This is a genomic window from Photobacterium chitinilyticum (assembly GCF_004104355.1).
Taxonomy (GTDB): Bacteria; Pseudomonadota; Gammaproteobacteria; order Enterobacterales; family Vibrionaceae; genus Photobacterium; species Photobacterium chitinilyticum.
The window spans coordinates 171,422-197,146 of record NZ_RJLM01000004.1 but is presented as its reverse complement, the minus strand read 5'-3'; the positions used below and the strand labels follow the sequence as shown (position 1 = coordinate 197,146).

Below are 25,725 nucleotides of genomic sequence, written 5' to 3'. Positions count from 1 at the left end.
TACCAGCCAGCCCAAAAGAGGAACTTAACTCGCAAGCATTTGCTTACGGACGTTATAGAACATACTGCTGGCAGTAAGGATATTATAGCCAATCCACAACCAATTTAGCAGCATCACCAGACCGATACTGGCCGTTGCAGGCGGGTAACAAAGTGAAACAACGATACTCACCATGCCAAGCAGATATAACCAAAACTGGATTTTCATCTGCTTCCGGCTGATCAGACTGTAATGATCAGGCAATAGCATCATCGCATTTGGGTTAGCCATGGCAATAGGCTGAAGGTGCAAGCTGATCAAGAACGGAACTATCTTCAGCAACATTCCCTGGATCACACCAAGAACAAACCCCATGCCGATCGTAAGTGCAATAAATACTTCTGCCTTTCCCTGCAACGGGAGCGGTATTATCGGCATGGCAATCATCAACAGACAACCAAGGATCAGGCAGGAATACGCCCATTGCCAGTAACTGACCACAACATCAGGAAGTTTACGTTTCCGAGCTCGAAGCCGACTCAACCCAATAATTGAATACAAGATACCGACACCGGCAATCAGCGCGCTGCTGAAATAAAAACTAACCTGAACCAGAGTTGCCACAACGATAGAAACTAAGCCGATAACCAGCATTACAGGCAAAGCAATACGCCAATAGCGGGGAAATTCAGGCGTGACATGAAACATCGGGATCACCTGAAAGCTGACGGCCATGATCAGCAGCAACACCCAGCCAAAGATGCCAGTGCCCGCATGAAGGTGGGTCAGATTTTTGCCCGGGACCGGATAATACCCCCAAAGATAACCCGCCAGCAGCAGCAATCCCGCCAGTAATACAAAGCCTAAAGCAATAGCAGCCAACATAATGGGCATACGCGTCTGTTGACCGGCCGCCTTAAAGATCAACACCCTCAGCAATGAAACAATAAAGTAACCAAGACTCAGCGCTAATAATAGGAAACTCCCGCCAAAGGTTGGCCAACCAAAAAAGCCGGCGCTTAAGGCTAACGTTCCGAAAATTAGGCCCGCCTGCATCAAGATCAAAGGCAAAGGTGGAATTTTAATCGGGGCCCCACATAAAACAGGCATGATTTGGAATAGCGAGCCGATCATTATCATTGCCATCATTCCGATCGCAACAAGATGAGTGATCGCCAAGGAAGCCGGCATCCAGCGTCCCAGCCATATATAGTCACCCTGCCAAATCAGCAACAGTGAAACTACCACAGCAAAAAACGGTGCTGTCAGGTAAAAACGCAGTGGCACATCCAGCCGCGGGATCTCGTCGAAGTTAAGTCCAGTCAGTCTCATCGAAGTGTCTCATCAAGCTGTCATAAGCCTGCTTATCGCCTTGACGCCAAACCCAAATATAGTGCTTGCCTGCACTCACTTCGGAATGACGATAATCAAATTGCTGTTGGGCAAGAATGGCAAACAGAGGAACGGGTTTACGCCTGTGCTCAACGTGCAGCAGCTGGCCTGGCTGCAAGGTGGTGAGCGTCTGGCAGATCTTATGCATAGGCTGAGGAGGCTCAAGATCACTGACATCCAAAGTGACTATAGAATCCATAAAATCTGCTTCCTCAGTTACGATAAGGTGGCGTTTGGCTTTGCTTCCATTTGAGCAACAATATCCTGTCCGTTTGCCAAGTGGGCATCCGACATAGGATAAAGGATCTGTTCTTCTTTCATATTATGCTGTTGGATAAGTAGCATTGTGCTTTCCACAATCCCCATTGCGCGTTCTGTGGCCTGCTCGCTAATGGCTTGCTGCATCTGACTGAAAAGGGCTCGAACCTGGGCGTGCTCTTGGCGCATCACCATCGTCGGGCCAGAAGTCATCCCCGTTTTGGCTTCAAACTCAGGGAACAAGATTTCTTCTTCCAAGTCAAAATGATGCAAGGTTTCAGCTTCGAAGCGACTCCACGCATGGCTAAATTCGGTCCAGTTACCTTCAGCTAGAGGGCCTTCTGCCTCAACTAGCAGGTGATCACAACTTCTGTGATGTTGAGTCATATAAGTATTGATGTGAGCCATATGCACCTCGCGTCGTAATGGTATAGAACTACAAAAAGTAGTGTTTTAACTTATAGGCGATCCTACACCACAAAAGGTGTATATTAAAGTCATCTTTTATGGTGGCGTTATACAAGGTTGATCAATATCAGTATTGGCTTGAGGTTGTGGGCTCATCTAGTCGTTCTGGCAGCTAGACAGTTGATTCTCCGTCTCAGAAGCAATTTCTCCGAATAATGCTACAGTTTTGACTGATGTAGACAATAGTGTGGCAACACCAGAAGGGAAGAAGTCAACATGAATCACCTCAACGAACAGCTCAGCAATCTAGTCCAAGGCCGGGTGATCGTCCCCGGCGATCCCAGCTACGATGAAACCCGACAGATCTGGAACGCAATGATTGATCGCCGCCCGGCAGTTATCGTCGAGTGTGCCAATGCATCGGATGTACCTGTGGCCCTCACCTATGCTCGGGACAACAACCTAGAGATAACAGTCCGCGGCGCCGGCCATAACATTGCCGGAAGCGCCATTTGCGACAATGGCCTGATGATCGACTTCTCAAAGATGAACCATGTCCGGGTCGATCCTGAGAAACGGCGAGCCTATGTCGAACCCGGCACAACCCTGGGTGATTTTGACGCCGCAGTGCAACAGCATGGCCTAGCGACTCCTGTTGGTATCAACTCCACCACAGGCATTGCAGGGCTCACCCTCGGCGGCGGATTTGGCTGGCTGACTCGCAAATATGGCATGACCATCGACAACCTGATCTCGGCACAGGTAGTCACCGCCGACGGAAGCCAGTTAACCGCTTCCGAAACCGAAAACCCTGATCTGTTCTGGGCCATTCGCGGTGGCGGTGGCAATTTTGGGGTGATTACAGAATTTGAGTTCCGGCTCCATCCCGTCGGCCCTGAGATCCTCGCAGGTCTTATGGTATTTCCTTTCGAGCAGGCCAAACAGGTTCTGACTCAGTATCGCAAGTTTACCAAAAGTGCTCCCGAAGATTTGAACGTCTGGGTAGTGATGCGCCAGGCTCCGCCCTTGCCTTTCCTGCCCGAGGCAGTCCACGGCAAAGAAGTGATTGTTCTAGCAATTTTTTACGTTGGTGATATCAAGGAAGGGGAAAAGCTGATCGCTCCCCTGCGTGATTTTGGCAATGCTCACGGCGAACACATAGGTGCCCAGCCCTATTCCGACTGGCAACAGGCCTTCGACCCCCTGCTAACAGCAGGACAGCGCAACTACTGGAAATCACACAACTTCAGTGAATTATGCGACGATGCGCTGGATCAATTGATCAACTTCGCAGGCAAGCTGCCAACCTCGCAATGCGAGATCTTCATCGGCCAGCTAGCAGGTGCATCGAACAGAGTACCAGCCAGTGCTATGGCCTACAGCAGCCGCGATGCCAAGTTTGTTCTCAACGTTCATGCCCGCTGGGAACATCAGTCAGAAGATGAAAAGGCGATTAGCTGGGCCCGAGCATTTTTCAAAGCCACCACCCCGTTCGCCTCTTCTGGCGCCTATGTCAACTTCATGACCGCCGAGGAAGGCGATCGCGTATCAGCCGCCTACGATACCAACTACCAACGCCTGGTAGAGATCAAACGACAATACGATCCCGACAACCTCTTCCACCTGAACCAAAACATTAAGCCATAAGCGAACCGAGACAAAAAAGCCCCGCCATTTCTGCCAAAAAGCATAATCCGGGGCTTTACCACTCTCACAAGAGAGACTTAAAACATCATTAAGACACGCGGAATCGGCTCATCATAGACTGTAAATTGGCAGCTAATTGACTTAACTCAACACTTGCCTTCGCTGTTTGATTTGCACCAACAGCCACCTCAGTTGATGACTGGTGGATACTTTCAATATTGCGGCCTAGTTCTTCCGTTACCGAGTCCTGCTCACTGCACGCACTGGCAATCTGATGGCTCATATCAGCAATTTGTGCAACCGTCTGTTCGATAGTCTGAATCGTTTCACCAGTAGTGTAACTTTGAGTAACGCACTCCTGGATCATGCTGCAACTTCCACTCGTAGCTTCTTTAGCCTCGCTAGCACTCTGTTGCAGTTTATCAATGATGGCCACTATTTCACTCGTCGAATCTTGGGTACGCCCAGCCAAAGTACGAACCTCATCAGCCACAACAGCAAAGCCTCGCCCTTGTTCTCCTGCACGCGCAGCCTCAATGGCCGCATTCAGTGCCAACAGATTTGTTTGTTCAGCAATACCGCGGATAACGTCAACGACCATGCTGATATTAGTTGACTCTTTTTCAAGTTGATCAACCAATACACCAGCATTCTCGATCTCCTGCGAGACTTGCAAAATCGATTTTATATTTTGCTGTACATCTTTACTGCCTAACTTGGCTTCATCGTTCGCCGATGTTGCAGAGACAGATGCCACTTCAGTATTACTAGCAACATCAGCAACGGTCGCTTTCATCTGATCCATCGCAGTCGCAACCATAGTGATTTCATCTTGCTGTTGCTTCATCCCTTGCGAAGACTGTTCTGAAACAGCACTCACTTCCTCAACGGCCGTACTCAACTGGGTAACCGCTGCAACAATTTCCTCCACAAGTCCTCGTAAGTTATCCTGCATCTTGACACAGGAATCAGCCAGCATCCCCAGTTCATCATTGCCAATTTCATCTCGCTTCAAGTAGTGCGTTAAATTACCCGATGCAATTTCACCAGAAAGCGTCATCACCAAGTTAAGAGGCAAACAGATCTGTCGGGTCAGGAACACGTTCATTATTGCCATAAAAATCAACAAACCAAAAATACAAGAGAAAGTCAGAGTAATAACACGAGCTATACTTGCAAGCATGTCGGTGCGATTATTCGCCACAAAATCAAGATTAAGGTCTCGCAAGCCATCAAGAGCAATCATCAACTCATTAAACTGACTATATGTATTAATCAGTACTTTTTCAGCTTTAACAAAGTCATTGATTTCGACAGCTGACTCAAAAACATTAATGGCATCAGCATAGCGCCCCCAGGCATTACTAACCCGCATAAAAATTTGACGCTCGTGATCAGATGCTACCGTGGCTTCATAACTATCCAACATTCCTTCAATACGCTGACTATCCCTCTGAGTCCGTTGAAGAGTGCTTTTCATTTCTGCGACGTCATTACGATGTGTCAATGTAAAAAACTGAGTCGTTCGATTACTCGCTACTTCATACTTCAACGCTTCAACCGACAATACACTAGGTAGCGTCGAATCCGTAAAGTTAACGGTTCCCTCACGAACCAATTTCAGCTCACTCATCAAAAACACACCGAATGCAATAATAATTAGAGCAATGGCGGCAAAAACAACCGCAATTTTCTTTCCTACAGATAAGTTTTTATAAATCATTATTAAAGTTTAACCTTCTATATTTATTGTTGTGAGTTTATTAAAATAGAAGTGAGGATACTTCAGTACCAGAACAGATAAAGCCTACTGTAAAAGTTGAAATGATAGAACATACGTACAATAAGAGAACTGTACGAACATCACCCGCAACGAATTAAAGGTTTAACAAACATTTATAAAGAATAGAAAAATATAACAGCCATTAAATAATGAGCTCATACTTGTTATATATAATAATAATCCCGTTATAATTAACCTATAACGCGTTCTTATCAAGAATACGCATTAATAATAACGTCTATTATAAAAAACAAGCATTAACAGAATGTGTCGCTATTCATAATTCTTCTATTTATATAAATAGAAAACTTCATTTCGAAATTTCAGTAGAAAACAAATATTGTTACTCAAAAAGTTCAGGCTATTGCCTTGGGCACCATCACACTCAATTTTCATAAACGATGAAAAACGAAAAAAGGCTCGCATTTCTGCGAGCCTTTCGAATGTGGCGGAGAGATAGGGATTTGAACCCTAGATACGCTACAAACGTATGCCGGTTTTCAAGACCGGTGCTTTCAACCACTCAGCCATCTCTCCAAATTTTTTCACCTTAAAAGATGATGGCGGTGAGGGAGGGATTCGAACCCTCGATACGTTGCCGTATACACACTTTCCAGGCGTGCTCCTTCAGCCACTCGGACACCTCACCACATTGTTGTTCGACGCTGTGCGTCTCAACGGCGGCTAATGTAATGGCTGAACGCGTTAGGGTCAAGTAATTTTATTGAAATTATTCACGACTGATGATGAATAGTCCGAATCGTACCATTCTTGGCCCAATCGATTGTTTTTATTCACTGCTACACTTCAAAGAATCACATTAGAGCAGCGTCCTGCTTTGCTGTTTCTCACCAACAACAGGGATCAGTGATGAGAATATGGCTTTCACTCCTACTTTTGCTACTCATTTTCACGACGGGGAGAGCCATCGGAGCCTCTGAAGAGAATGAGTCTCGACGGCTGCTACTTGATAAAAAAATAGACGCGCTTCAGCAGCAAAGCCAAACCCCCGAGGTTATCAAGGCACTTGATTCCTTCACTCTGGCAAAAAACCAGTTAGAAAAAACGGTTGAATTTCACCGACAAACCCGACAATACCGTGAGTTGGTCACCAATTTTAGTGAACAGACTGAAGATCTTGCTGCTCAAATCACCGCTTTTTCGTCTACCGAATTTCCAGACTTCACCGACTGGAAGCAAGACGAACTGACGCTAGAGATAGCTGAGCAAGATAATAGACTTGAACAGCTCGAGCAAACACGCAGTAATAATAAAAACGACCTACAAGCTATCGAGCAAGGTATCGATGAATTCTCTTACCTGTCTGAACAGTTGCGGGGAAAGGTCAAAAAAACGGAAAACCTGCTCAAACATGAGCAGCAGCAAACGGATAATGATGATGCACTTCTAATCTTGGAGATCGCCCATCAGTATTATGTCAGCCAGCTATACACACTCGAGGCCAAGCAGCTCAGTGCGGGAAACCGACGAACCCTGGCCAAACAGCGTATCCAGCTCAGCAACCTTGAGATCGAGGCTCGTCAGGCCTACCGCAACAACCTGCAGCGAAAACTTAGCCGTGTTATGCGGGTCAATCCCCCCCAATCCACCAAAAGTAACGAGGAGTTACCGCAAGAGCTTGACGACCAACCTAAGTCCCTAAAACGTCTGCTGCAAGAAAACAAGCGCTATACCAGCGTTCTTGCCAATCTCTCTGACAAAGCCGAACAGGTGCAACAGCAACAACAAACAGTCACCGAACAAACAGACATCGTGAACAAGACGGCTGATGACCTAGAAACGATGGCTGAATGGTTAAAGCTCAGCCCAGCCTTTAGCGAAAACCTCCAAACCCGGATAAATCGGCTACCGGCCAATCCACCAATCGAGGCACTCGATAAGGACATAGCCCAGAACCAAATTAAGAAATACGAATACAAGCAGCAGTATGATTCGCTAAAAGAACTAGCCCAACGACCGCGGACCAAGGCGTTAACACCCGAGCAACAAAAAAAAGAACAGGAACTCATCGAATCTAACCTCACCCTACTGGATAGGTTACTCGACAATTCTGATACCCTTATTTATCAGCAGGCGACATTAAAAGTCGCCTACGAAAATCTCAATACCAACCTGAACGACTTGAAAAGTCAGGCTACCAAGCGGCTATTCTGGGCGCCAAACGCCAACCCATTCAGCTTCGGTCTTATCGCTAATACCTGGGAAAAACTAAAATGGTTTTTCTCGCCTTTTCAGTGGGTCAATCTGATAAAAATTCCTGCTGTTGTAGACACTGCCACACTAATTTTCGTGATGAGTTTTCTTGCCATCATCATCATTTTACTCATCTGGGCAAGGAAACACTGGAAAAAATACCTCATGACCACCAGCCAGATGATTGGTAAGGTGACACAAGATAAATTTCGTTTCAGTACTTTCAACGTCTGCGCTTCTTTCATACTTGCCTGGCCATTTCCTTTTATCGTTGGCCTCATTGGCGTCTTGCTCAGTGCCGCCTGGCAATACCCGTTTGTACACCATCTAGGCCAAGCACTAGCCGTCCCCATGGCGCTGGCCGTATTTTGCTTCATGCGAGAGCTTGTCCGAACCAATGGCCTGTTCATCAGCCACTTTGACTGGGATCCTGATTTGGTTCACCACTCTTTCGCCCACTATCGGCAACTGTTGTGGATCTACCTGCCGATGATGGTGGTACAGGATTTTGCCAACCTCTACAGCGATATTGATGTCAGTGCCACTCTCGGCCGACTTGCCTTTATCATCAGCAATCTGGCTGTGAGCTTCTTCCTATGGCGGCTATATCACGAAAAGATTCCCATGACCTATGGTGATATACCTGAGGGCAAAGCACACATTGGCCACAACCTATTTTGGTGGACGTTAATCATCATGCCCCAGGCTCTCAACTACACAGCGCTTAAAGGCTACCTGACCTCGTCACAATCCGTTATGGAGAAACTGGAGGTCTCAGCAGTTCTGGGGGTTATCACCCTACTTATTTACTACCTGACAAAACGCCTGATGCTACTGCAAAAAAGGCGTCTGGCCTTTGACCGAGCCAAAGCCAAACGACAAGAGATTCTGGCTCAACGATTAGCAGAAATGGAAGAAGAGAAAGAAGATAGCTTCAGCAGAAGCGAGATGCAGATTGAGATCGAAGAACCCGAAGTCGATTTAGAAAAAATCAGTGCTCAATCGCTGCGCCTACTGCGTTCGCTACTGTTACTGATCTATCTCTCCATTGTGGCAGTTGTCTGGTCAGATTTTTATCAGGCAATTACCTTTCTTGAAGATGTGACTCTGTGGGACGTTACCAATACGATTGATGGTATCGATGAGCTCAGTGCTATCTCACTGAAAAGCCTATTGCTTGCTATCTTAGCCTTCTGGCTTACCGCCATTATCGCCCGTGACATGCCGGGCGCGATGGAGCTGCTGGTTCTGCAACATTTAGCTCTCTCTCCGGGTACAGGCTACGCCATTACCTCATTAACACGCTATATCGCGATATTTCTGGGGATCATCATTGGCTCGGGGCTGATTGGCTTTGACTGGTCAAAAATGCAATGGCTGGTTGCCGCTCTCGGGGTAGGGCTGGGCTTTGGCATGCAGGAGATCTTTGCCAACTTCATTTCAGGGCTCATAATCTTATTCGAAAAACCGATCCGTATCGGTGATACCGTCACTATCCGCCAGTTAACCGGTGTAGTGGCAGTCATCAAAACACGGGCTACAACAATTGTGGACTGGGACCGCAAGGAAGTCATAGTGCCAAACAAGGCATTCGTCACCGAGCAGTTTATTAACTGGTCGCTATCCGATCCTATTACCCGAGTAACGATTTCTATCAGCGTCAAATACCTTGCTGACAGCGAACTTGTGACCAAGCTACTATTCGAAGCGGCAGAAGAATGCGAACTGGTATTGGATAACCCGGCTCCCGAGGTCTTTTTCCTGACCCTGACCGCCGATAGCCAAAACTTTGAAGTCCGGGCCTATGCGGCAGAAACTGCCCACCGACTGAGTTTAACCCATGACCTACACAACCGGATAAAAACCAAGTTTATCCGGCACAATATCAGCATTGCCCATCCACAGCTGGAAGTCACGATCAAGGACAAACAGGCCCATCCACTCTGCCGTTAACATCTCGACAGACAATACTCTGCCCAGCCAGTAGACAAACACTGTGGCGAATAACAGGCATTCTATCTACTGACTGTAGTCAAGGATTGCCTGCGGGATCTCGACCAGCGGTAAACTACGTTCAACCGCCCCCCGGTTAACGGCTTCCTTAGGCATACCGTATACCACACAGCTTGCCTCATCTTGTGCCAACGTATGCGCACCGGCCTGCCGCATCTCCAGCATACCCTTAACGCCATCATCTCCCATACCCGTCATAATGATCCCCAACGCATTGGCACTCGCCGATTGGGCCACCGAGCGAAACAGCACATCGACCGAAGGACGGTGACGACTGACTAACGGACCATCAATCACCTCGACATAGTATTGTGCCCCGCTCCGCTTAAGCAGCATGTGCTTCCCTCCGGGGGCAATCAAAGCCTGGCCAGGCAGTACACGCATTCGGTGTTTGGCTTCTTTAACGTTGATCTCGCATAAACTGTTCAGCCGATCTGAAAAGGCAGCGGTAAATTTCTCTGGCATATGCTGCACAACAACAATGCCCGGCGACAACCGAGGCAAGGCCTTCAATACGATTTCAAGTGCCTGGGTGCCCCCCGTCGACGTACCGATTGCAACAATTTGCTCTGTCGTTTTCAGGCTTGAGGTCTTTCCGCCAGCGATTACACTGTCTGCTGTCAACTTAGGCTGAACTTTTAAGTTTGAAGCTTTAACGGAAGCGGACTGAAGAGGCTTTAAATTCGCCTTGCTGGCTGCCTTGACGGCACCAATCAGCACCTTGGCAGAATCGTGTAGGAAGCCTTTTAATCCGACCTTTGGCTTGGTAATGATCTCAACCGCACCGGCCGAGATCGCCTGAATGGTGGTTTCCGCCCCTTTCTCCGTTAAAGTAGAGCAAATCACCACAGGTGTAGGCCGTTCAGCCATTATTTTCTTTAGAAATGAAATCCCGTCCATTCTAGGCATTTCAATATCGAGCACAATGACATCAGGCCACTGCATCCGCATCCTTGTCATCGCAAATAGAGGATCGGCAACAGCGCCACAAACCTCAATTTCGCTGTCGGTTTTCAATACAGAAGATACGACTTGGCGGACAACGGCCGAATCATCGACCACCATGACCTTTATTTTTTTTCTTTCCATATCACCTACCTAAAAATGCCGAATCCTTGATGCAATTGCCATCATACCTTTTGATAAATACTGGGCTTTATCAGACGCAGCTGATCACTGATCCCAGTAATTGTTTCGGAATGACCAACAATCAAATAACCACCGGGTTTGAGCTTCTCCAATATTCGCAACACAACATCACGCTTAGTTTCCGCCGAGAAATAGATAAGAACATTACGAAGCAAGATCAAATCGAACAACCCGATGCTTGGCAACGACATATTTAGGTTAATTTGTTTGAAACAAACATGCTGGCGCAACTGGTTGTTGATTAACAATGTGCCCTGCTGGGAACGAACACCTTTCAGGCAATATTGCTGCAAGTATCGAATCGGAATTTCAGCCTGTCGCGAGTTTAAATAGAGACCGCTACGCGCTTGGCCCAATACATTGGAATTGATATCAGAACCCAGCACCGTCCAATCCGCCGTTTCGCCGAAATGGCTTGCCAGTAGCATAGCCAAACTATACGGCTCTTCTCCTGTTGAACAGACAGCACTCCAACACCGAAGTGGCACCGTCGAGGTTCTATTATCCAGTATCTGCCTCTTGATGAAGCCAAAATGGCGGGGTTCTCTGAAAAAATGTGTCTCATTGGTCGTTAGGTGATCAACCACAATTTGCAGCTCGCCCACCGGGGGCTCGTTCATTAATAGCTGATAGTAGTCAGCAAAACTCGTCAAGGAGAAATGCCGCAGTCGACCGGCCAATCTCACGGCAACCAAGTTCTTCTTGTGTTCACTAAGGGTAATACCGGCAAGATCGTAGATTAGCTGCTGAAACCGGGCAAACTCCCAATCTGTAATGGCACTCTGGTGGAATAAATCACCAGATAGTTTCTGGACTGCATGCCTACACTCCATCGCGTCCTCCCTTTTGCCATCACAAGAATCAGTGATCCCTTGCTCAGTAAGCGCCTTGTTGCCAGTTAGAACCAGCAACCAAGCGCTCGTTGATTGTCCGAAGGGGGCCATTAAGTAAGCCAACTTCGAACTAAAAGGCCTCAAAGTCCTCTTCTATCAGCTCCTGATGCTTATTTTCCGGCTTTCTCGCAAATTTCTTAGGAGGCAAGGCTGACGATGGTCTCGTATGGTTGCTGGTAACATTCAACTTCTGATTCTCTAGACCATAGGCAGGCAAATCGTTGATTTTAAAGAAGCTCATCAACTGCTGTAGCTGCTCGGCCTGGGCACTCATTTCTTCAGCCGTCGATGCCAGCTCTTCAGAAGCCGAGGCATTCTGCTGGGTGACTTGGTCCATCTGCCCCATCGCAACACTAATCTGAGTCACACCGCTAGCCTGCTCATCCGAGGTAGCGGCGATCTCCTGTACCAGCTCCGCGGTTTTGGTAATACTGGGCACAATTTCGTCAAGCAAATGTCCCGCTTGTTCGGCAACCTGCACACTATTCCCAGCCTGATTGCTGATCTCCTGTGCGGCAACCTGGCTACGCTCAGCCAGCTTGCGTACTTCCGCCGCAACCACGGCAAAGCCTTTACCATGCTCACCGGCCCTTGCAGCCTCAATCGCAGCATTGAGTGCCAACAGATTGGTTTGATAGGCAATGTCTTCGATAATACTGATTTTTTCAGCAATTTCCTTCATCGCAATAACAGTTTCACTTACTGCTCGTCCCCCCTCGACTGCCTGGCTTGATGCTTTGGTTGCCCGGTCATCGGTTATCTTGGCGTTCTCGGCATTTTGCTGCACAGATGCGGCAATCTGCTCCTGGGAAGCACTGGTCTCCTCGACACTCGCCGCCTGCTCACTCGCAGCCTGGCTTAGAGACTGCGCTGTGGCACTTATCTCTTCTGAAGCACTGGCCAAACCATTGGCATTGCTGTTTACATCCCCCACAATCTGGCGCAGCTGATTACTCATATGCCCCATTCTACGCAGCAACTGACCGGTTTCATCTTTGCTGCTTGTCTCGATTTTGCTGTTCAGATCGCCAGTAGCCATTGCCTCGGCAACCTGCAACGCTGTTGCCAACGGACGGGTAATGGTAGAGGCAACGACCATAGCCACCAACACAATCAGCACCACAGCAGCACCAATTACCAAACCAACAATCATGAGCAGGTTAGTTATCGGCTCATTGACCTCGGCTTCATCCACTTCGGCCAACAAGGCCCAGTGAGTATCACCGACATCAACTCGGGTATAAGCCGACAATACCGTGTTCCCGTTATAATCCTTGACTCGATTGATTCCGGTTTCCCCTCCCAAGGCAGCACTCGTGGCCTGGGTATCGACACCATTTCGCTCTACTGTACCGGCAAAAGAGGCCATCACCGAGCGCCCTTCCTGGTCAAGGAACGAGTCAGACCGCATCCGCTTATCCATCCCGACCAGATAAGTCTCACCCGTTTCCCCCATTCCGCTTCGTTGCTGCATAATTGAGTTGATTGCCTCCAGCGGTAACTGAATGGCCACTACCAGCTCAATCTCTCCGTTCTCAATCAGCGGCTGGGCAATGAATGCGGCAGGTTCGCCATTACTCGGGGCGTAGGGGGCAAAGTCGACCAAACCATACTGTCGAGTCTGTAGCACCTGGCGTACCAGCTGACCTAAATTTGAGTCTGCGTATTTTCCATCAACGATATTACTTTGGTAATCAGGCTCATGGCTCACGCTGTAGAACACATCACCTTTGGGGTGGATAAGGAAAAGATCATAGTAACCATACTTCTGGCTATAGTTTGCAAGAAAGTCAGTTGTTTCCCCCGGCTTTATACTGATGAAAGCTTCTTCAAGATCAATGGCCGAAACCAATGCCCAGTTCAGTCCATAAATGTCTAACGGAGAAGCCGATATCAACATAAGCCTTCCGCTCTGATCCGCATAAATTCCTTCCGCTATCTTGCCGGCCAGTACCTCTTCAACAAACGGTTCGCTGGCGGGCATACCAATCAAGCGCTCAGCTCCGTCAGAGCTGACAAAGTTGCTGCGTAGCGTGGTACTTCCTGCTTGCTTGCCAACCAGGTAAGTCTCTACCGTCTCGCCAAGGTTGTCAGCGCGCAGCATAATGGCATCAATATCCTCAGTCGGGATCTGCATGATAAGTACACCCACAAGCTCATCATTCTTGATGACTGGCGCACCGATAAATGCCGATTGCTGGTTGTTAGATGGCGCATAGGGCGAGAAGTCTTCAATAGCGACGGCAGACTGCGCCTTGCTAAACACCCGGCCAATGCCACTATCGCGCAGAGTACCTGTTTTAATATTTTGCCCGAGATCCGATTCCTGGGAGACCGAGTAAACAATTTCACCATCTACATTGACCAGGAACATGTCATAGAAACCGTAGTGCTCTTTATAGCGACTCAGCCACGCTCCATATTGAGTATTCACAACCTGCCAGGGTTCATCACCGGCTTGCAGTCCAGCATTTCGATAGGCATTATCAAACCCTGATAATGCCTCGAAAACAGTGTCATTTTCGGCAAGAATAACAATATCGTCCTGCAGTTCGCGAAAATGTCCTTCTATCTGGGCCCGCTTACTTCCTTTTGCCGCATGAAGTTTATTCAGCGTATTGGTGCGTAGCGTATCGACAGTATCGACAAGCACACCTAAATCGCTCTGGCGCTCTGCAAAATAATCTTCAAGCTGGGACTTTTTCACTTCACGCATAGCAATAAGCTGATGGTTGGACTCTGTGGTCAACGCATCCGCAGCCGCTTTTACAGCAATAAACACAACGATAGCCAATGGGATCAGACTGACCAGCAAAAACAAGCTGATCAACTTAGGTCTCATCCTGATGTCACTAAAACGAAGCATAACGCCTCCCTGGATTCTTATTCCGGTTATTATTCATTCAAAAGTACCTGTTTTTACAGCCTGTTTTTGCCAACAGCTGCAGCATCAGGATGGCTATTCTTGTAACGCCTCAAGCGAAGACAACTCATCGACTGACAGCACCCGGCCGACATTTAGCAACACGATAAATTCATCATTCACTTTTCCCATCCCTTCGATAAAATCTGTCCGGAGCCTAGCCCCAAAACTGGGCGCGGGCTCAATATCTGCCAGAGGAATATCAAGAACTTCGCTTACTGCATCGACAACCACTCCGATTTCAATGCGTTCGCCTTCGCTTTCCACCTCGACAATCACGATGCAGCTCCGCTTGGTCACTAACGTAGTTGGCCAGCCAAAGCGCAAGGCCAAATCAATAATGGGTACAACGTTGCCCCGAACATTGATCACGCCGCGGACGAACTCAGGCACCATAGGCACCACGGTCAGCTGGCCATACTCGATGATTTCCTTAATCGGACGGATATTGATGCCAAACAGCTCCTCTCGAAGTAAGAACGTCAAAAACTGCTGTTGCTCCAATGTCGTGTCCACACCTTTGTCCTCTTGGCTTCTGGGCGTTGCCAGAGTTAAACTTTGCGTCATTACGCCCCCCTTAGTGCGCTGCATCCGGGCCATATTCCCATTTATCCGTACCTTTATAAGTACTTCGGCTTACCGTACTCCTAGGCCTATGGCACCACCTCTTCACACCCGACATGACAAGGTGATCGACGCGTTTCTGCCTCTCTAATCAAGGCAGGGACATCGAGGATCATCGCCACTTCTCCACTCCCTAAAATGGTTGAGCCACTGATCCCGCTAAGGTGCGAGAATATTTTGCTCAACGGTTTAATCACGGTTTGCAGCTCGCCCTGCAACTGGTCAACAACAAATCCCGCTTTTTGCTCACCGCTTTGTACCACGACAATATTTCGCTGCTTAACGTCAATATGGCTCTCTTTAAACTGTTGCCTCAGGTTGATAAAGGGCAAAATTTCCCCCCGAAGATTGACGTAATTGCCATTTTTACTGTGCTGTTCGTTGTACTCGATACACTCAATAACAGCATCAAGAGGGATAACATAGCTGGAGGCCCCCACGCCGACGGCAAAACCGTCAATAATAGAGAGCGTCAAAGGAAGACGCAGACGTAGCAAAGAGCCTTCACCCACTTCGCTTTCTACTTCGATACTGCCTTGTAGTGCTTCTATATTTCGCTTAACCACATCCATACCGACTCCTCTTCCCGAGAGGTCACTTACTGTCGTTTTGGTAGTTAAACCGGCCTCTAGAATCAGCCTCAGTATTTCTTTCTCACTCAGTGTTTGCTCTGCACTAATCAATTCGCTCTCGATAGCTTTGGTTCGAACCTTGGCCGGATCAATACCTCCACCGTCATCACAAACTTCAATCACTATACTGCCCGAATCGTAATATGCTCGTAAGGTAATCGTACCTGCTGCAGGTTTACCTTTTCCGATCCTGTCCTCTTTGGCTTCAATGCCGTGATCTATGGCATTTCTGACCAGGTGCATCAACGGGTCACTGATTTTTTCGACTACGCCCTTATCAAGTTCGGTCTCCCCACCTTCAATCTTCAGTCGGATATCTTTGTCTAAGTCTCGGCTGATTTCCCTTACCACACGATGAAAGCGCTTAAACGTCTCATCTATCGGTATCATTCTCAGGTGCAGCGACAAGCCTCTTATCTCTTCCACCAGCAAAGAAACGGCCGCACTTGATTCAACCAATTCCGGATCACCATTTTGCTTCGCAAGCAAACTCGTATTGGCGCCGGCAATAACCAGCTCGCCCACCAGGTTAATCAGCTGATCTAGCTTATGGGCATCAACCCGCAGGCTGCGACTTTCCTGGCGCTTATGCTCTAGCACGTTTGCCGATATATTTTTTGGTGCTATCGCCTGAGACGATAAATCCGGCTCATTATCCGGAATATTGCTAGCCGATAGCTCTGAGTCGAGTAGTTTTGGTTCGGCAACAGGAAGTACAAGCTGGTTTAGCGGTTGGGGCGGATCTAATACATGTGCTAACTCATCTTGCGTCAGCGCACCACAGCGTACCAACACCGAGCCTAATTCGGAAGATTCTTGTTCTAAGTCATTAATTAACAATACATATTCATGAAGATCGCTATGAGGGGGGATAATATGAATTTGGCACTCGTCAGCAACAAACTCAAATACTGACATCAAGGTTGCCTGATCAGCATCACTGTCCAGCTGCAGTTCCAGGCCAAGATAGCAGGACTCGGGATCCATAATGGTACTGCCGGGTAAACTGAAGAGGGAAACAAGTTCGACAATATCTCCTAAAGAGCTGAGGTAACGTAGAAATGACAGAGGGTCCATTCCATTTCTCAGTACATTTTCTCCAAATCGCAGAGAAATGTGCCAGTAGGCATTAACAGCAACGCGGCCACTCACGCCCTGAACAAGTGTCGTATTGTCTTCTGTATCTTGCTCCAATGGCGGCAACACTGTCGAACCAGCCAGCTGAACCAATAATCCCTGGCCTTGCTGTACCAGTTCCTGACTGCTTGATGCATCATCAATATTAAGCTGCTCAATCAAGCTTTCAATATGATCACGACAATCCAGAAGCGTCAGGATCAGGTCGTCATCACAAGCGCGCTCACCGGATCTGACCTGGGCCAGCACGTTTTCTACCGTATGGGTAAAGGAAACAATCGCGTCATAACCATCATCGCCAAACAACCCGGCAGATCCCTTGATAGTGTGCGCGGCCCGAAATACCAGATTGAGCATCTCAGCATTTTCGGGGGCAGCTTTTAACTGGTTTAATGCCGATTCCATCTCCTGGAGCAAATCCAGACTCTCGTCGATAAACATTTCTCGGATATGTTCCATCTCTTCCATTTTCCCTCCTAGACCATGGAACAATGAAAATTGGCCTGTTACACAGGCTGCATGCCAAACGCCGCTTCAAGTCGCAATAAAGTGATGGATTCCATAACAGCAGCGCTGGTACCGGTAATAGCAAACGTCTTACCTGTTATCGCGGCGTCTTGCTGACACAGCCATAAAAGCTGCAATCCGGCGGTATCTAGCTCACTCACTTCCGAAAGATCCATTGATAATGATTGAGCATCGCGTAAATAAGCCAATAAGCGCGGCTTTAGCTCCGCAGCCGTATAAATTGACATTTCACCGCTAAGGCTTAGCTTGCACTCCGACCCTGCCTGCTCCTGCGTAATAGTGATGTCCATAAGCAGCTCCCACTCACGGTAAAATCAGCTTGGCGACGGCATCTAGCAACTGAGAAGGCTGGAACGGCTTAACAACCCAGGCTTTGGCTCCCGCCGCCCTGCCTTCCTGCTTTTTGTTATCCTGTGATTCCGTTGTCAGTATGATGATGGGGGTAAATTTATATCGCGGCATCTTCTTCACCTCTTTCACGAAAGTGATCCCATCCATCCTCGGCATATTGATGTCAGTAATGATCAAGTTCAGCTTCTGACCATCGAGTTTATCGATGCCATCAATGCCATCCTTTGCTTCAATCACCTCATAGCCAGCACCTCTGAGGGCAATCCCAACGACCTGACGAATCGGCGCCGAATCATCCAAAATCAAAATTGTCTTAGCCATAGAACTCTCCGGGGGTTAAAAGAAAGTGATCTCGCTATCTTGTGAAGACATGGTATTCGCCTCGTCTTTTTCATGATTGAGGTGCTGTTCCTGAGCGACATAGTCGCGCTTCATTTCATTGAGCCAGTTGGTGACATCAAGTCGGTGTGCTTCGTCATCATTATGCTGCTCGGACTCATAATCGGTGATCTCAGCCTGCAGCTTGTCCAGGTTCATCTCTACTTGGGTAATAATTTGACTGGCACGATCCTGGAACTGCAGCGAAACAATAACACCGGAAATTTCCTGCTGAATATCCATGTTTTTATCTTGAAGCAATGAGGTCGAGTTACTCAACTCGGAAGCGAGTTGTTTGAAATTAGCCAGAATAGATTCGATATTGGTTTCTGAAGCCGCCTCGGCCTGAGCATCTTGCCGGGCGCTCTGTTCGGCAATGTTCACGGTATCGGCCATGGCCTGATTTATCAGCAAAACCTTGTCACGGATATGTTTGCCCGTTTCTCCCGAAAGCTGTGACAGCTTGCGTACCTCGCCTGCTACAACGGCAAACCCGCGTCCCTGATCGCCCGCTCTTGCCGCCTCTATGGCTGCATTCAGAGCCAACAAGTTAGTTTGCTCGGCAATCTTGGCAACATCGAGAGCCATACTGTCGAGTTCTTCGGTATAACTCGCCAGATGACGAACCTGGGCCAACATTTCCTCTTTGGCCTGCATCGTTGAGCGAAGCAGATCAATAACCTGATCCAGCTGCCGTTCACTGTCATTGAGAACCGCAAGCACCCCGCTTTCACTATTCTCGCTCCCACCGCCCGCGACATGCTGGGACTCTGTGACAGCCAGATCCAGTTCGTTGATAATTTCTGTAAAACGTTCTGACAACGCCGTAATTTCAGTTTCTGTCTGCAACCTTACGGTACAAAGCTGCCTCTGCCAGATTGGCAATATTTGCAAACACAGCTCAACCAGCTGTTTAAGCTCTTTTTGCGCATGCTGCTGTTTATAAAGTAACTCACTATTTTGCAGGTTCCGTACTTCTGCCATTGTCTCGTCATGGCCCGACTGCAGAAAACAGGCGGCCAGATAGCCACTGACGACGAATGCACCACCAATAACACAAGAAACAGGGCTGGCATGACCAAGCCAAACCGTTCCAATTGCCGCAAAAATGGTAAGTCCTACAGGTATCCAGAAAAAACAGCTTTTTTTCATAGAGTTCCACTGCCAATTTCAGTAAATAAAACACCCTTAATGGGATACTGAAGTATAGGCATACAAACTTGTGGAATATCGGAAGATTAGTGCAGGTGAATACGATATAACTCAAAACCTTGACGAAGTTCAAATATTGATAGCTATCAATTAGTTCCGCTAGAAATGAGGCAACATCAGTATAAATGACCATGAAAAAGAAACAGAAAAACAAAGAACGGAATGTATCTCTAGTTGCATATGATGCTGACTAACAATTTCTGCTGCACAAATACCAAAAAAGCTCCCATAGGAGCTTTTTTCGTTCAGTGTCATCATTGACAGTTATGCTTGTTGGTAATAGCCCGGCACGCGGAACATACGACGACAACTATCTAGGAATAGGCCGTAAACCACACCAAGCGCACCTGAAATAACGGCATTACTGGTAACAGCTGTGATTATCTGATCAACATCCGCACCGACAACCCACAAAATAGCGGCATAGACCGGTGACTGAAACAAGACAAAGGCAACCATATCGGACAGACCTTTCATCCAGTTGGCCGGTGACAAACGGTGGCCACTGCGAATCACAAAATCACGGAAGACACCATATGGCCAGGCAATGGCAATATTGACCGGAATTGATAACGTTCGCGATGCTAAAGACTGTTCAAATGTCATCCCCGACACGAACACCTCAATCAACATGCCGGTAATAAAACTGAAAACCACCATAGCAAAGGTGTCAGCCGCCGCATTTCGCACATTGAATTGACCTTTAACAGACATACCGCAAACTCCTATAAATAGTAAATAAGGCCACAATAAACAGATTAATCAGACTCTTTAACTGGATAAATAAATAACAACCAGTCGATTTGCGTATTAGAACAGGTTTTAAGTAGAATTAAACACCAAAGTTATATTTAATTGGTAAACTTACAGCTACTTTTGCCATACAAATTGGCACAAATAACCACGTAAGCGGCACTGCCGTGCTGCACGTTAAGTTTCGGCATAAAACTAATAGAAAATACTCAGTTAACTTTGCTTATATGGCAATTAACAGGGTAGTTAAGCGATACAACCAAGCAACTAGCATTAGTAGTCAGTTAAACACTTAAAAAATTCAAGGACAGAAAATGAATAGCAAAAACCACCCTCAATACACAACTGTAAACAACTGATTAATAACGTAAAAATAAACACAAACAGTCTAAATGCGTATATATAAGGACTAGAAAAACACAATAAAAAACCACTATTAACCGAAATTTTACGGACTATTAAACACATTTAACCTTGTAAGAATACATTTCTCGCTTCTTGCGATCATAGTTGCTGTTATCACGCAGGATCTGATATACATTCGAATCAATGTTCAGTTCATTTTCATGATATTCCTAGCCGAAACATCCACAAAACCCCAAATTAACCCAGTTTTAACACTGAAAGTTAACTACAATAATGAGTTATTATTTCAGCAATAGGGCGTAATTAAGACATTACGATAATAAGATCGAACAAAGAGTACGATTTGTTGATGACAGACTTGTAAGTAGTAAATTAATTAGTGATCGATGAGAAAACAAAGAGAGCAAGCAGGTAAAATAAATTAGCAGGGGATTTTCTTTAAGATAGCAAAAAGCCGCCCATCAGGCGGCTTTTCTATATATGGCGGTGAGGGAGGGATTCGAACCCTCGATACGTTGCCGTATACACACTTTCCAGGCGTGCTCCTTCAGCCACTCGGACACCTCACCAAATTGTTGTTGAGTTATAAAACTTATAGCAAGAAGCTAATTTCTCAACGGAGCGCTACTATAGTGCCCTGACAGCACAAGGTCAATAAAAATCAAGAAATCCCCCAATAGAAGTATATTATTACAACGATATAGGCACTTGCCTCGATAAAAGCACCGGTGAAGCTGTGCAGAAGTACCTAGGCTGCTACAATAGCCCACCTAGCAACTATTCTATCTATTTCTGTTAACACTTTATGCCAAATACAATAATTGGCATAAAGGAAAGACACATTACTAAACTGAGATTGTACTATGTCTGCTCCTCTAAGTGAGTTACTGCAAAACCCACAACTAGCCGAACAGCTCTTGTCTGAAGCTCAAACTCGCGGCTTTGTCACCGCAATGGCGGCAGCCCCGCACCTGATTGATCCGTCCGAGTGGCTAGCCTTTCTCTGGGGCGGTGATGAAACCTCCCCGTTTGAAAGCCATCAAGAGCTTGAGACCTACGCCAACGCAATCGTCAATATGTGGAATCAAAGCCGAGAAGAATTGCTGACAGGACAATGGCAATGGCCTGAAGGCTGTGAGCTTGACGACAAAGAGCTGGTTTCTGATGCAACCCGAGAGCTTGCTGAGGGTATACTACAAGGCTGGCAGCTTGCTCGTGACGATTGGGATACGATCATGCCGGAAGGCAGCGAGGACAATGCATTACTCGGTGGTGTTTTGCTGTGTTTCAGCCTGCTTTACGATCCTGAAAATGCCATGGAAGCCCTATCCCAGGAAGGCGCTGACGGCCTGGCACAGTTCGAAGAAATCTTTACCTCCGTTCCGACCATGCTATGTGGCCTGACACTGCGCGGACACGCTCTGGCACAAGAACAATAATCCTAAAAGCAGTATTGAGACTTTAGTACTGGGCAAGATCCTGAATAATGACGAGATGCAGCAACTACTGCATCTCTTTCTTTCTACCGATGTTACCGGCTATCCATCAAGCCAATCATCTCTAAACACTTGCACTTCTGAAGACCGTCACCTCTGAATGCTAACAAGCTCTGGCCAGTTTTCGCCGCTGGAAGAAGTAGATCATCACAAAAGCCGGTAAGTTCATGAGCACCCCATACAATAACGGTGTCAATGCCAACTCTGGTCTTTGCAGCTGTACCACGGCAACAAAAATAGCAGTACCTGCATTTTGGACCCCCACTTCAATTGCCATCGTTTTTACCAGCACCTTATCACCACGAAACATTTTTGCTGCAGAAGCCCCCAGCAGCATTCCTGCTACGCACAAACTGACAGCAGCCACCGATGCGACAGAAAAAAGCTGGTGAAACACCCCGGTATTGGCAGCAAGCGTTACCATCACAGTAAGAAACAGCGCACCGAGTGCCGAACGGTTGGCAAACGGAGAAAAACGCTCAAACCACTCCCCTGTCGCCCAATGCCTAGTGGCCATTCCCAATAGCACCGGGACCAATGTTACCGCCGTAAGCTGTAAGATAGCGGTCTTTAGTGGGAATATAAGCTGCGTGTCCGGCACAACCAAAGCCAGCATAACCGGCAGGCTAAGCGGAATAATCAGGCTGCTTATTGCCGTCATCGTGATTGAGAGTGCCGAGTCCCCCCCACTCATATGGGTAATCGCATTAGAGGAGGCTCCACCCGGTGCCAACGCCAATAGCCATAAACCAATTGCCACAGGCTCCGGCAGAGCAAACAGCCGAATCATCGCAAATGCCAGCAGCGGCAAGCCAAGCAATTGAATACTCAAGCCGAGCAACACCCGCCCCGGATATTGTCCGACCCGCTTAAAGTCAGCGGTCGACAGCGTTAGCCCTACACAATACATCATCCATGCGAGTGCAATCGGCAATGCCACGGTTAACATCGTATGGCTCATTTTTTCAATCCTCGCACCAATCAACAAAAAATGGCGACCATAAGGCCGCCATTTGTACTCTTAAAGATACCGCAATATTATGCGTTACCTTTCACTTTCAATTGCAATTCTGCCGCGAAATCGAGCATACGATTCAGTGGGATAAGCGATTTTTCACGCAATGACTCATCCACAAAAATCTCATGCAGTTCGCCACCTTCACGCAGCCCCTGTTCAATGGCCTGAAGGCCATTCATTGCCATCCACGGGCAATGCGCACAGCTGCGGCAAGTAGCGCCTGCACCAGCGGTCGGCGCTTCGATCAGCTCCTTCTCCGGAACCATTTGCTGCATCTTGAAGAAAATGCCCTTATCGGTCGCGACAATCAGCTGTTTATTCGGCAGCGTCTTCGCCGCTTTGATCAGCTGGCTGGTCGAGCCAACGGCGTCTGCCAGTGCCACAACCGCAGCTGGCGACTCGGGGTGAACAAGAATAGCTGCATCAGGGTACAAGTTCTTCATATCACGAAGCGCCTTGGCCGAGAACTCATCATGAACGACACATTCGCCCTGCCACAATAGCATTTCAGCGCCTGTCTGCTTCTGAATATACGAACCAAGATGACGGTCTGGGCCCCAAATAATATCTGTACCCTCGCTATCAAGGTGCTCTACAATTTCCAACGCAATACTGGATGTCACCACCCAGTCAGCACGAGCCTTCACCGCTGCAGACGTGTTGGCATACACAACAACAGTATGATCAGGATGAGCGTCGCAAAACTCGGTAAACTTGTCCGCCGGACAACCTAAGTCCAGAGAGCACTCGGCCTCCAGAGTAGGCATCAGCACACGCTTTTCCGGTGTCAGGATTTTTGCCGACTCACCCATGAAACGAACGCCACAAATCACGAGGGTTTTCGCTGGATGCTGGTTACCGAACTTGGCCATTTCCAATGAGTCACCGACAAACCCGCCGGTCTCTTCAGCCAACGCCTGGATCTCAGGATCGGTGTAGTAGTGGGCAACCAAAACCGCATCTTTTTCCTTCAACAGGGCTTTGATTTTTTCTTTGTATGACTGCTGCTCTTCAACAGTCAACGGCATTGGCTTAGGTGGAAACGGGTAAACCATTTCAGAGGGATCAAATGTCAGGCTCATTTCTCAATTGCTCATCAGCTCGTCCTTACTAATCCGAGCATTATACACCGCAAACATTGAAATAATCACCTTTCTGGCAACCGCACTGTTATTGATTCGTTAAAGAATTAAAAAAGGCCAGTAAAAACTGGCCTTTATCAATTACAGTCGCGTTATTTGGCAAGAGCTTTGAGGTTTTTCTCTGCCTGACGTGAACTTGTCGAGTCAGGATAAAGCTCAATCACCTTCTGATAAAACGTCTTGGCTTCATCAAGCTTTTTACTGCGCTCGGCAATCACACCTAGCTTCAGCATGGCATCTGAACGCTTGTTAGAGTCGCTAAAGCCGACAACAGCAGTAAACTGTTCACCAGCTTCTGCAAGTTGGCTCTGAATAAAATACAGCTGGCCTAGCCAGTAGTGGGCATTCGGCTTATACACAGATTCAGGGTAAGTCGACAAAAATCCCTGAAACGCCTTAACTGCACCTGGATAGTCCTTTTCCTTCCGGATCAGGTCAACGGCTGATTCATACGCTTCGTTTTCACTAACGTTACTGGTATATGTTTCAGTAGAAGCCGGATCTGATTTCGATGTATCGTCGACTTCTTTCTGAGGCTGGCGGCTCAATGCATCAACCTCGCGGTACAGTTCTCGCTGTCGCTCCAGCATCTGACCGAGATCATAGCTGTTGCGCTCGACAAGACCGCGCAGTTCATCCATCTCTGATGCAAGCTGATCCAGCTGACGCTGCATATCAAGTTGCACCTGGTTTCGCGCCTCAATCATACGCTCCAAACGAGCAAGGCTATCATTACCCTGCGCACTGCTACCGTTTAGGTCGGAAACAGGAGCAGGTGCGGCGACCACCTGGGTCGCCGCACCAACCAGCAACGTAAACGCGAGGCTACGCATTTTGTTACTGTTCATTGTGTTTACCTATAAATTAGTAAACTAGAACCGAACGACGGTTCTTAGCATAGTCAGCATCGGAGTGGCCTAAAACCAGAGGTTTTTCCTCACCGTAACTAACAATTGAAATCTGGCTTGCAGATACGCCTAGTGCCTGAAGGTACTTAGCTACCGCACTTGCACGACGCTCACCTAGAGCAATGTTGTACTCAGGTGTACCACGCTCATCGGCGTGACCTTCAACAATCACTTTAACTGTTGTGTTATCACGCAGGTAATCAGCGTGTGCAGTCAGCATATCTTGGTAGTCAGCCTGAATTTCAGCATTGTCAAACTTGAAGTATACAGTTTGCTCCTGACGTAGCTGCTGGCTGCGTAGCTCCTGCTCAGACAGCGCTGCAGAACCTGACTCTACTGGTGTTGCAACTGTTGTTTGCTCAGTAGCAGTTGTACCTGTAGTTGATTCAGATGCCGCCGAGCTATCAGTGCTTTCTGTTGAACTACATGCAGCAAGAGTGATCATTGGCAGCGCAATTGCCAGCCCCTTTAAAACTTTGTTCAGTTGCATTATTTTTTCCTTTTATATTGCTAATTACGGT

General features: G+C 47.5%; 19 protein-coding genes, 3 tRNA genes and 2 pseudogenes. 3 read left to right on the top strand and 21 right to left on the bottom strand.

Features of this window, described 5'->3' with window-relative positions; all coding sequences use genetic code 11:
* Positions 1–24 precede the first annotated feature (24 nt).
* The 3 genes from EDI28_RS11975 to EDI28_RS11965 are packed head-to-tail and all read right to left on the bottom strand — an operon-like array spanning position 25 to position 2,037.
* Entirely contained in the window at positions 25–1,311 is a 1,287-nt protein-coding gene (locus EDI28_RS11975; protein ID WP_128784111.1) for a hypothetical protein, read from the bottom strand.
* Complete coding sequence (locus EDI28_RS11970; protein ID WP_128784110.1) at positions 1,292–1,570, bottom strand: DUF2249 domain-containing protein; 279 nt, start codon at positions 1,568–1,570, stop codon at positions 1,292–1,294. Before EDI28_RS11970 ends, EDI28_RS11975 begins: the two co-directional genes overlap by 20 nt.
* Positions 1,571–1,587: 17 nt before the next feature.
* Positions 1,588–2,037, bottom strand: a complete 450-nt coding sequence (locus EDI28_RS11965) for a hemerythrin domain-containing protein (RefSeq protein ID WP_128784109.1) — start codon at positions 2,035–2,037, stop codon at positions 1,588–1,590.
* A gap of 276 nt (positions 2,038–2,313) precedes the next feature.
* Here EDI28_RS11965 and EDI28_RS11960 point away from each other — a divergent pair, with 276 nt between their 5' ends.
* Positions 2,314–3,684: an FAD-binding oxidoreductase gene (locus EDI28_RS11960; RefSeq protein WP_128784108.1), complete on the top strand. Its 1,371-nt coding sequence runs from the start codon at positions 2,314–2,316 to the stop codon at positions 3,682–3,684.
* Between the two features lie 88 nt (positions 3,685–3,772).
* Here EDI28_RS11960 and EDI28_RS11955 read toward each other — a convergent pair whose 3' ends face one another.
* The 3 genes from EDI28_RS11955 to EDI28_RS11945 form a co-directional block, all read right to left on the bottom strand.
* Positions 3,773–5,407, bottom strand: coding sequence for a methyl-accepting chemotaxis protein (locus tag EDI28_RS11955; protein ID WP_128784107.1), 1,635 nt, complete (start codon positions 5,405–5,407; stop codon positions 3,773–3,775).
* Positions 5,408–5,913: 506 nt separating this feature from the next.
* Positions 5,914–6,004 (bottom strand) — tRNA-Ser (locus tag EDI28_RS11950).
* A 24-nt stretch (positions 6,005–6,028) separates the two neighbouring features.
* A tRNA-Ser gene (locus tag EDI28_RS11945) sits at positions 6,029–6,116 on the bottom strand.
* Between the two features lie 221 nt (positions 6,117–6,337).
* On the opposite strand from EDI28_RS11945, the gene mscM reads away from it, so the two are divergent.
* Positions 6,338–9,634 (top strand): miniconductance mechanosensitive channel MscM, encoded by a 3,297-nt coding sequence (mscM, locus tag EDI28_RS11940; RefSeq protein ID WP_128784106.1) that lies wholly within the window; start codon positions 6,338–6,340, stop codon positions 9,632–9,634.
* A gap of 66 nt (positions 9,635–9,700) precedes the next feature.
* On the opposite strand, the gene EDI28_RS11935 is transcribed toward mscM, so the two are convergent.
* The 11 genes and pseudogenes from EDI28_RS11935 to EDI28_RS11890 all read right to left on the bottom strand — a co-directional run bounded on the left by EDI28_RS11935 (position 9,701) and on the right by EDI28_RS11890 (position 21,209).
* Positions 9,701–10,783 (bottom strand): protein-glutamate methylesterase/protein-glutamine glutaminase, encoded by a 1,083-nt coding sequence (locus tag EDI28_RS11935; protein WP_128784105.1) that lies wholly within the window; start codon positions 10,781–10,783, stop codon positions 9,701–9,703.
* A gap of 41 nt (positions 10,784–10,824) precedes the next feature.
* A complete protein-coding gene (locus EDI28_RS11930; protein WP_128784104.1) occupies positions 10,825–11,676 on the bottom strand; it encodes a CheR family methyltransferase in 852 nt (283 codons plus the stop codon).
* A gap of 130 nt (positions 11,677–11,806) precedes the next feature.
* A pseudogene (locus tag EDI28_RS28100) lies at positions 11,807–12,871 on the bottom strand (methyl-accepting chemotaxis protein); the annotation flags it as partial.
* Between the two features lie 42 nt (positions 12,872–12,913).
* Positions 12,914–14,578: pseudogene (locus EDI28_RS28095) on the bottom strand (cache domain-containing protein); the annotation flags it as partial.
* Between the two features lie 117 nt (positions 14,579–14,695).
* On the bottom strand, positions 14,696–15,226 hold the full coding sequence (locus EDI28_RS11920) for a chemotaxis protein CheW (protein WP_128784102.1): 531 nt from the start codon (positions 15,224–15,226) through the stop codon (positions 14,696–14,698).
* Between the two features lie 86 nt (positions 15,227–15,312).
* A complete protein-coding gene (locus tag EDI28_RS11915) occupies positions 15,313–17,520 on the bottom strand; it encodes a chemotaxis protein CheA (protein WP_128784101.1) in 2,208 nt (735 codons plus the stop codon).
* Positions 17,521–17,558: 38 nt separating this feature from the next.
* A complete protein-coding gene (locus tag EDI28_RS11910) occupies positions 17,559–17,870 on the bottom strand; it encodes an STAS domain-containing protein (RefSeq protein ID WP_128784100.1) in 312 nt (103 codons plus the stop codon).
* 13 nt (positions 17,871–17,883) lie between these two features.
* Positions 17,884–18,252, bottom strand: coding sequence for a response regulator (locus EDI28_RS11905; RefSeq protein WP_128784099.1), 369 nt, complete (start codon positions 18,250–18,252; stop codon positions 17,884–17,886).
* A gap of 15 nt (positions 18,253–18,267) precedes the next feature.
* Positions 18,268–18,948 (bottom strand): methyl-accepting chemotaxis protein, encoded by a 681-nt coding sequence (locus EDI28_RS27330; RefSeq protein WP_325062642.1) that lies wholly within the window; start codon positions 18,946–18,948, stop codon positions 18,268–18,270.
* An 837-nt stretch (positions 18,949–19,785) separates the two neighbouring features.
* On the bottom strand, positions 19,786–20,235 hold the full coding sequence (locus EDI28_RS11895) for an L-alanine exporter AlaE (protein WP_128784097.1): 450 nt from the start codon (positions 20,233–20,235) through the stop codon (positions 19,786–19,788).
* An 886-nt stretch (positions 20,236–21,121) separates the two neighbouring features.
* Positions 21,122–21,209 (bottom strand) — tRNA-Ser (locus EDI28_RS11890).
* Positions 21,210–21,503: 294 nt separating this feature from the next.
* Here EDI28_RS11890 and EDI28_RS11885 point away from each other — a divergent pair.
* Positions 21,504–22,079: a UPF0149 family protein gene (locus tag EDI28_RS11885; protein WP_128784096.1), complete on the top strand. Its 576-nt coding sequence runs from the start codon at positions 21,504–21,506 to the stop codon at positions 22,077–22,079.
* A gap of 160 nt (positions 22,080–22,239) precedes the next feature.
* On the opposite strand, the gene EDI28_RS11880 is transcribed toward EDI28_RS11885, so the two are convergent.
* The 4 genes from EDI28_RS11880 to pal all read right to left on the bottom strand — a co-directional run bounded on the left by EDI28_RS11880 (position 22,240) and on the right by pal (position 25,694).
* A complete protein-coding gene (locus EDI28_RS11880; RefSeq protein ID WP_128784095.1) occupies positions 22,240–23,097 on the bottom strand; it encodes a bile acid:sodium symporter family protein in 858 nt (285 codons plus the stop codon).
* 77 nt (positions 23,098–23,174) lie between these two features.
* Positions 23,175–24,236 (bottom strand): quinolinate synthase NadA, encoded by a 1,062-nt coding sequence (gene nadA, locus EDI28_RS11875; RefSeq protein ID WP_128784094.1) that lies wholly within the window; start codon positions 24,234–24,236, stop codon positions 23,175–23,177.
* A 152-nt stretch (positions 24,237–24,388) separates the two neighbouring features.
* Entirely contained in the window at positions 24,389–25,144 is a 756-nt protein-coding gene (gene ybgF / locus EDI28_RS11870) for a tol-pal system protein YbgF (RefSeq protein WP_128784093.1), read from the bottom strand.
* 16 nt (positions 25,145–25,160) lie between these two features.
* Positions 25,161–25,694 carry a peptidoglycan-associated lipoprotein Pal gene (gene pal / locus EDI28_RS11865; RefSeq protein WP_128784092.1) on the bottom strand — a complete coding sequence of 178 codons (534 nt, stop codon included), beginning with the start codon at positions 25,692–25,694 and terminating at the stop codon, positions 25,161–25,163.
* Positions 25,695–25,725: the final 31 nt, after the last annotated feature.

What these genes read in the sequence shown, in the direction of transcription:
- EDI28_RS11975 (WP_128784111.1), bottom strand. Translation starts at nt 1,311, where the DNA reads ATGAGACTGACTGGACTTAACTTCGACGAGATCCCGCGGCTGGATGTG.
- EDI28_RS11970 (WP_128784110.1), bottom strand. Translation starts at nt 1,570, where the DNA reads ATGGATTCTATAGTCACTTTGGATGTCAGTGATCTTGAGCCTCCTCAG.
- EDI28_RS11965 (WP_128784109.1), bottom strand. Translation starts at nt 2,037, where the DNA reads ATGGCTCACATCAATACTTATATGACTCAACATCACAGAAGTTGTGAT.
- EDI28_RS11960 (WP_128784108.1), top strand. Translation starts at nt 2,314, where the DNA reads ATGAATCACCTCAACGAACAGCTCAGCAATCTAGTCCAAGGCCGGGTG.
- EDI28_RS11955 (WP_128784107.1), bottom strand. Translation starts at nt 5,407, where the DNA reads ATGATTTATAAAAACTTATCTGTAGGAAAGAAAATTGCGGTTGTTTTT.
- mscM (WP_128784106.1), top strand. Translation starts at nt 6,338, where the DNA reads ATGAGAATATGGCTTTCACTCCTACTTTTGCTACTCATTTTCACGACG.
- EDI28_RS11935 (WP_128784105.1), bottom strand. Translation starts at nt 10,783, where the DNA reads ATGGAAAGAAAAAAAATAAAGGTCATGGTGGTCGATGATTCGGCCGTT.
- EDI28_RS11930 (WP_128784104.1), bottom strand. Translation starts at nt 11,676, where the DNA reads ATGGAGTGTAGGCATGCAGTCCAGAAACTATCTGGTGATTTATTCCAC.
- EDI28_RS11920 (WP_128784102.1), bottom strand. Translation starts at nt 15,226, where the DNA reads ATGACGCAAAGTTTAACTCTGGCAACGCCCAGAAGCCAAGAGGACAAA.
- EDI28_RS11915 (WP_128784101.1), bottom strand. Translation starts at nt 17,520, where the DNA reads ATGGAAGAGATGGAACATATCCGAGAAATGTTTATCGACGAGAGTCTG.
- EDI28_RS11910 (WP_128784100.1), bottom strand. Translation starts at nt 17,870, where the DNA reads ATGGACATCACTATTACGCAGGAGCAGGCAGGGTCGGAGTGCAAGCTA.
- EDI28_RS11905 (WP_128784099.1), bottom strand. Translation starts at nt 18,252, where the DNA reads ATGGCTAAGACAATTTTGATTTTGGATGATTCGGCGCCGATTCGTCAG.
- EDI28_RS27330 (WP_325062642.1), bottom strand. Translation starts at nt 18,948, where the DNA reads ATGTTGGCCCAGGTTCGTCATCTGGCGAGTTATACCGAAGAACTCGAC.
- EDI28_RS11895 (WP_128784097.1), bottom strand. Translation starts at nt 20,235, where the DNA reads ATGTCTGTTAAAGGTCAATTCAATGTGCGAAATGCGGCGGCTGACACC.
- EDI28_RS11885 (WP_128784096.1), top strand. Translation starts at nt 21,504, where the DNA reads ATGTCTGCTCCTCTAAGTGAGTTACTGCAAAACCCACAACTAGCCGAA.
- EDI28_RS11880 (WP_128784095.1), bottom strand. Translation starts at nt 23,097, where the DNA reads ATGAGCCATACGATGTTAACCGTGGCATTGCCGATTGCACTCGCATGG.
- nadA (WP_128784094.1), bottom strand. Translation starts at nt 24,236, where the DNA reads ATGAGCCTGACATTTGATCCCTCTGAAATGGTTTACCCGTTTCCACCT.
- ybgF (WP_128784093.1), bottom strand. Translation starts at nt 25,144, where the DNA reads ATGAACAGTAACAAAATGCGTAGCCTCGCGTTTACGTTGCTGGTTGGT.
- pal (WP_128784092.1), bottom strand. Translation starts at nt 25,694, where the DNA reads ATGCAACTGAACAAAGTTTTAAAGGGGCTGGCAATTGCGCTGCCAATG.